Here is a 5,959-nt window from a genome sequence, read left to right on the forward strand (position 1 = left end):
CGCTCCCCCCGGCGGCGTCGGCGCAACTGCCCCGCACACCACCGGCGTGTCGGCCCAAGTGGCCCGCGGTTTTGGCACTGTTGCCCCGACTCGAGCAAGTCAGGCGAAACAGACGCGCCGACTCGAGCAAGTCAGGCGAGACAGACGCGCCGACTCGGCGCGCTGCATCGGGACAGACGCGCCGAGTCGGCGGGTGGTGTTAGTTGGCGGTGTAGGTTCGCTGGGCGGCCTCGCCGGTCTTGCCGAGGGCCTTGGCCTTGCCGTCTCCGACGGCGACCTTGAGCGAGCCGTCGGAGGTCTGGACCCGCAGCGGCGGGGTGACCTGGAGCTGCTTGGACTCGCCGAAGGCGAGGTCGCCGCTGAAGACCACCTTGCCTCGCGAGTCGCGTACGACGACGTGGGCGCCGCCGCCGGCGGCGGAGATCGTCACCGGCACGGGCGTCGCCTTGCCGTAGGGGCTGTCGGTGCCGGCAGAGCCGTCGAGCTGGATCGCGCCGGCCTCGGGCTGGTGCTGAGTGCCGTCGATGACCAAGCGGGCGACCGACCAGACCAGGATGACCGCCATCACCGCGGCGACCAGGACCGACCAGGACGGGCCGCCACGCATCCGCCGCACCGGGCGGATCGCGGCGCTGTGCGCGAGCTCGGCCTCGAAGACGGCGCGCGGGCTGACCGGGCCGGAGGCGTACTTCTCGTCGTAGGTGCGCAGCAGCGGGGCGACCTCGATGCCGAGGACGCGGGCCAGCGTCCGGAGGTGGCCGCGGGCGTAGAAGTCGCCGCCGCAGGGGCCGAAGTCATCGACCTCGATCGCCTCGATGACGTGCGGGCGGATCCGCGTCCACTCCGCCAGGCCCTCGACGTCCAGGGCGAGCCGACGGCGGGCCGCCGAGATCTCGGCACCGATCTCCGGGGCCTTCGTCGCGACGACCTCGGTGGGTACGTCGTCGACGTCGTCGATGCGGAGAGCTGGGTTTGTCGACGGGGACAGCGCCTTGACACCCTCGTCGGGCTCGGCGAGCGCAAGGACACCCTCGGGCTCGGAGTCCTCCTCGTCCGACTCGATCGCGAAGACCTGAGTGAGCTCCTCGGCCTCCGCAGCATCGGCGTCGGCGTCGGACTCCGTCTCGGCAGGATCCAGCTGGAGCGCGTTGGCGCCATGGACGGCGATGGTCTCCTGCGGCTCCTCGGGCACGTAGCGTACGTCGACCCGGACCGCCGTCGATGGCTCGCGCAGCGGAGCGACCGGCTCTGCCTTCGCCTCCGCCTTCACCTCGGCGTCGGGGTCGGTCTGCGGCGTCGTCTCGTTCTTCGCGCTTCGCGCGGTTACTCCCTCGCTCGGCCTCGCTCCGGTCGTCTCAGTGTCCCGATCCACCTGGTCCTGCCCCGCCTCGTCCGCCACGTTTGCGGCATTGATATCAGGCTCGTCCAAGACGCGGAGCATTCGGGGGTTGGTGTCTCCGGCACCTCCGGACAAGGGCGGACGGATCGCGGTGTCACCGTCGTCGACCGGCACAGAGCCGACGATGCCGTCGACGTCCTCGTCGATGGAGTCACCGCTGTCGCCGGACTCCTCCGCGAGCTCGTCCGACTCGATCCCGGGGTCGATCTCGACGACCTGGACGCCATCGGCGGCGACGATCGCGATGGCCTCCGTGACGTCGTCGCCGGCACCCAGGACACGCGTCGAGAGGCCCAGCGGCAGGGAGAAGGGAAGACCGTAGAGGCGCTCGGTCAGCATCGCCTGACGCCGAGCGGTCGGCGAGAGCTCCTCGAGCACCTCGTCCTCGTCGTAGAGGAGTACGCCGATGCGGCCGTCCTTCCAGAACCGCTCGATCCCCTCCGGGCGCGGGGTGTGCTCGACGGACTCGATCTTCGACCACGGGATACCCTGCCAGGTCTGGCCGAAACGGAGGCGTACGCCCTGCTCGTCCACCAGCAGCAGCGGCATCCGGGAGTCCCAGGCGGTCCAGCCCTGCACCGCCGCGACGGCGAGCAGGATCAGGCCGACCAGATAGCCCTCGATGCCGCCGCGCAGCACAAAGGCGAGACCGACGAGCAGCGACGCGAGCGCCACCACGAGCGCGAGCCGGCCGTTGCGGCGTACGTCGATGACGTCGACGTCCGGCGTCTCGACGGTCTCGGCAGGGTCGACGGTCTCGGCCGCCGGTGAATTCTCGCTCACATGTCCCCCTGGATTGTTGCGATGACGCCGTCGATCTCGTCCGGCTTGACGAGTACGTCGCGTGCCTTGGAGCCCTCGGAGGGACCGACCACGCCGCGCGACTCGAGGATGTCCATGAGGCGGCCGGCCTTGGCGAACCCGACGCGCAGCTTGCGCTGCAGCATCGAGGTCGAGCCGAACTGGGTCGAGACGATCAGCTCGATCGCCTGGATGACCAGGTCCATGTCGTCGCCGATGTCGTCGTCCAGCACCCGCTTGGACTCCGCCGGGGCGGTCACGTCGTCGCGGTAGACCGGCTCCAGCTGGCCCTTGACCGACTTCACGACCGCGTTGACCTCCGCCTCGGAGACCCAGGAGCCCTGCACACGGATCGGCTTGGACGAGCCCATCGGCAGGAACAGACCGTCACCCTGGCCGACCAGCTTCTCCGCACCCGGCTGGTCGAGGATGACGCGGGAGTCGGCCAGCGACGAGGTCGCGAAGGCGAGCCGGGAGGGCACGTTGGCCTTGATCAGACCGGTGACGACGTCGACCGAGGGTCGCTGGGTGGCCAGCACCAGGTGGATGCCGGCGGCACGCGCGAGCTGGGTGATGCGTACGACCGCGTCCTCGACGTCGCGCGGAGCGACCATCATCAGGTCGGCGAGCTCGTCGACGATGACCAGCAGGTAGGGGTAGGGCGACAGGACCCGCTCGGAGTCGGGCGGGACCTGCACCTTCCCGGCGCGGACGGCCTTGTTGAAGTCGTCGACGTGGCGGAAGCCGAAGTTGGCCAGGTCGTCGTAGCGCATGTCCATCTCGCGTACGACCCAGGCCAGCGCCTCGGCGGCCTTCTTCGGGTTGGTGATGATCGGCGTGATCAGGTGCGGCACGCCCTCGTAGGAGTTCAGCTCGACCCGTTTGGGGTCGACCATGATCATCCGCACCTCGTCGGGCGTGGCCCGCATCAGCACCGAGGTGATCATCGAGTTGATGAAGGAGGACTTACCCGAGCCGGTCGCACCCGCGACCAGCAGGTGGGGCATCTTGGCGAGGTTGGCGACCACGAAGCCGCCCTCGACGTCCTTGCCGACCCCGGTGATCATCGGGTGGTGGTCGCCGCGCGCCGCGTTGGAGCGGAGCACGTCGCCGAGGGTGACGATCTCCTTGTCGGAGTTGGGGATCTCCACGCCGACGGCGGACTTGCCGGGGATCGGCGAGAGGATGCGTACGTCGGCGGAGGCCACCGCGTAGGCGATGTTCTTCTGGATCCCGGTGATCTTCTCGACCTTCACCCCGGCGCCGAGCTCGACGACGTAGCGGGTGACCGTCGGGCCCCGGGTGTAGCCGGTGACCGCGGCGTCGATGTTGAACTCCTCCAGCACCGCCTGGAGCCGGTTGACGATGTCGTCGGAGGCCTTCGAACGCGCCTTGTGCGGCGATCCCGGCTTGAGCAGGTCGCTGGCCGGGAGGGTGTAGGCGACGTCGCCGGCGAGCATCAGCTGCTCGACCCGCTGTGGCAGCTCCGCATGCGGCGGCGGCTCGAGGTCGCGCTTCGCCCCCGGCTTCGGGGCAGTGTCGGAGACCGCGGGCATGAGCCCCGCGGCGTCGCTGGGCACGGCCTCGTCGGGCTGGGTGTCGGCGTCGGAGTCCTCGTCGAGGGCGAGCGCGATGTCGAGCCCGTCCTTCTTGCGCTTCTTCTTCGGCTTCTCCTCCTCGAGGAGCGGCGTCTCGTAGGGCTCGAAGCCCTCGCGGTCGAAGGTGTCCTCGTCGGCGAAGAGCTTGCCGCCCCGGCGCACCCGCCGGATGTTGGTGCCGCTCTCGCTCAGCTCCTCGGGCGGGGTCAGGCCGAGCGCGCGGTCGCGCAGCTCCACCAGCCTGCTCGGCACCTGGTAGAGCGGCGTCCCGGTGATGACCAGGATCCCGAAGACGACGAGAAGAGACAGGAGTACGACGACCACGGCCGTCGAGCGCAGGACGTCGAGCAGCAGGCTGGCGACGACGTAGCCGATCGCGCCCCCGGCCCACTGCAGCTCGCTGCTGTCTCCCGAGGTGGGCTGCGGGTTGCCGTTGGCGATCTGGATGATGCCGAGCGTGGCCATCAGGAACGCGGACCAGCCGATCGCGAGCCGGCCCACCGGAGCGGCGTTGACCGGGTCGCGCATCAGCCGGGCGCCGGCGAAGACCAGCCCGACCGGCACCAGCCAGCCGACCTTGCCGACGACGCCGGCCACCGCGATGCGGACGACGTCGAAGAACTGCCCGCCCAGCTGGAACCACACGCCGGCGGCGACGAGGACGGCGAGGCCGATCAGGAACAGCCCGGCCCCGTCGCGGCGATGCTCAGGCTCGAGGTCGCTGGCAGCCTGGCCACCGACTCGGAAGATGGCGGCCACTCCCCCGGCGATCGCCAGCCACAGGCTCGCGATGGTGGAGAAGATGGCGTCGAAGAGGACCGCGATCGGGCTGGGCCCGTTGCGGACGGCTCGCGGCGGCGTACGGTTCGTCGTCTTCCGGTTGGTTGACTTTGCGGCGGGACGGCGCTTGCTCTGTCCTTGTTGAGGCGCTGCCTTGGAGCGGGCCCGGCTCGTGGCCGTTGCTCGCTTTGTCGTGGTCGTACTCCGGGGACGGGTGCTCTTGGTGGTGGTCGAGCTCCGCGAACCCGGCGGGGAAGACGTACGGGTCGCCATAAAAGCAGGGTATTCGACCAAGCGCCTGGGCTCCGGGACCCCCATGGGGGTGTGTTGCAGCGGTGTAGTTTGCCGCCATGCAGAGCCTGACAGTCTTGGTCGTCCTCCTCACCGCCGTCGATGCCGTCATCGACTGGGCCTGCGTGTGGTTCGGCTGGCGACGGCTCCACTACGTCACCAAGCCCCTGGTGATGGTGGGACTCATGGGGCTGACGGTGTTGATGGGGCTGGTCAGCGGTGGGGAGCCGGCCGCCTGGTGGCTGCTCGTCGCGCTCTTCTTCGGGATGCTCGGGGACATCTCGATGATCGGGCTCTCGACCCGGCGTTTCCTCGGCGGGGTGGGGTTCTTCTTCGTCGGCCACCTGGCGTACGTCGTGACGTTTCTCACCCTCGGGCTGGACGCCCCCGCGTGGTCCTGGGCCGGCATCGCCGCCGCGGTCGCGCTCGCGATCCCGATGGGACGCGTGCTGCGCGGCGCCCGCCAGATGGGCGGCACGCCGGTGGCGGCGGCGCTGGCTGCGTACTCGCTCGTGATCGCCAGCATGCTCGTGCTCGCCTGGCTGACCGGGAGCGTCTGGATCGCCGCGGGTGCGCTCGTCTTCGTCATCAGCGACACCCTGATCGGGCTCAACCTCGCCGAGCACGGCAATCAGCCGCCGCGCCTGACCGACGTGGCGATCATGACGACCTACCACGTCGGCCAGGCGCTGATCACGGCTGGCGTACTGCTGGCGCTGTGAATGCCGACCGAGGTAACTCGGTCGAGCATCGGTTCCCTCGTGGAGTTCCACGAGGACGGTGGGCGTTCACCGAGTCACCTCGGTGAACATCCGCCCCGCTCATGCCTCGATGACCACCGGAATGATCATCGGACGCCGGCGGTGGGTGCTGGAGACCCAGCGCCCGAACGTACGCCGGATGGCCTGCTGCAGCTGGTAGGTGTCAGTGGCGCCCTCGGAGATAGCGCGGTTGACCGCCTTGACGATCGGCTGCTTGATCGGGTCGAAGGCGTTGTCGGGCCAGACATGGCCGCGGGCGTGGATCTCGGGTCCGCTCGAGACCACCCCGTTGACGGAGTCGACCACGACGATGATCGAGACGAAGCCCC

Annotated in this window: 3 protein-coding genes and 1 pseudogene; 1 reads left to right on the top strand and 3 read right to left on the bottom strand. The window is 69.7% G+C overall.

Annotated elements, in window-relative coordinates; all coding sequences use genetic code 11:
- Positions 1–199 precede the first annotated feature (199 nt).
- The gene (locus ACFVJS_RS25870) at positions 200–2,182 is read right to left on the bottom strand and encodes a helix-turn-helix domain-containing protein (protein ID WP_378886361.1); all 1,983 of its coding nucleotides are present in this window, start codon (positions 2,180–2,182) and stop codon (positions 200–202) included.
- A complete protein-coding gene (locus ACFVJS_RS25875) occupies positions 2,179–4,851 on the bottom strand; it encodes a DNA translocase FtsK 4TM domain-containing protein (protein ID WP_378886363.1) in 2,673 nt (890 codons plus the stop codon). Before ACFVJS_RS25875 ends, ACFVJS_RS25870 begins: the two co-directional genes overlap by 4 nt.
- Before the next feature lie 77 nt (positions 4,852–4,928).
- Here ACFVJS_RS25875 and ACFVJS_RS25880 point away from each other — a divergent pair, with 77 nt between their 5' ends.
- Positions 4,929–5,591 carry a lysoplasmalogenase gene (locus tag ACFVJS_RS25880; RefSeq protein WP_378886364.1) on the top strand — a complete coding sequence of 221 codons (663 nt, stop codon included), beginning with the start codon at positions 4,929–4,931 and terminating at the stop codon, positions 5,589–5,591.
- Positions 5,592–5,690: 99 nt separating this feature from the next.
- Here ACFVJS_RS25880 and ACFVJS_RS25885 read toward each other — a convergent pair.
- Positions 5,691–5,959: pseudogene (locus tag ACFVJS_RS25885) on the bottom strand (RNase J family beta-CASP ribonuclease); the annotation flags it as partial.

This window comes from Nocardioides sp. NPDC057772 (assembly GCF_042798075.1).
Lineage (GTDB): Bacteria > Actinomycetota > Actinomycetes > Propionibacteriales > Nocardioidaceae > Nocardioides.

What these genes read in the sequence shown, in the direction of transcription:
- ACFVJS_RS25875 (WP_378886363.1), bottom strand. Translation starts at nt 4,851, where the DNA reads ATGGCGACCCGTACGTCTTCCCCGCCGGGTTCGCGGAGCTCGACCACC.
- ACFVJS_RS25880 (WP_378886364.1), top strand. Translation starts at nt 4,929, where the DNA reads ATGCAGAGCCTGACAGTCTTGGTCGTCCTCCTCACCGCCGTCGATGCC.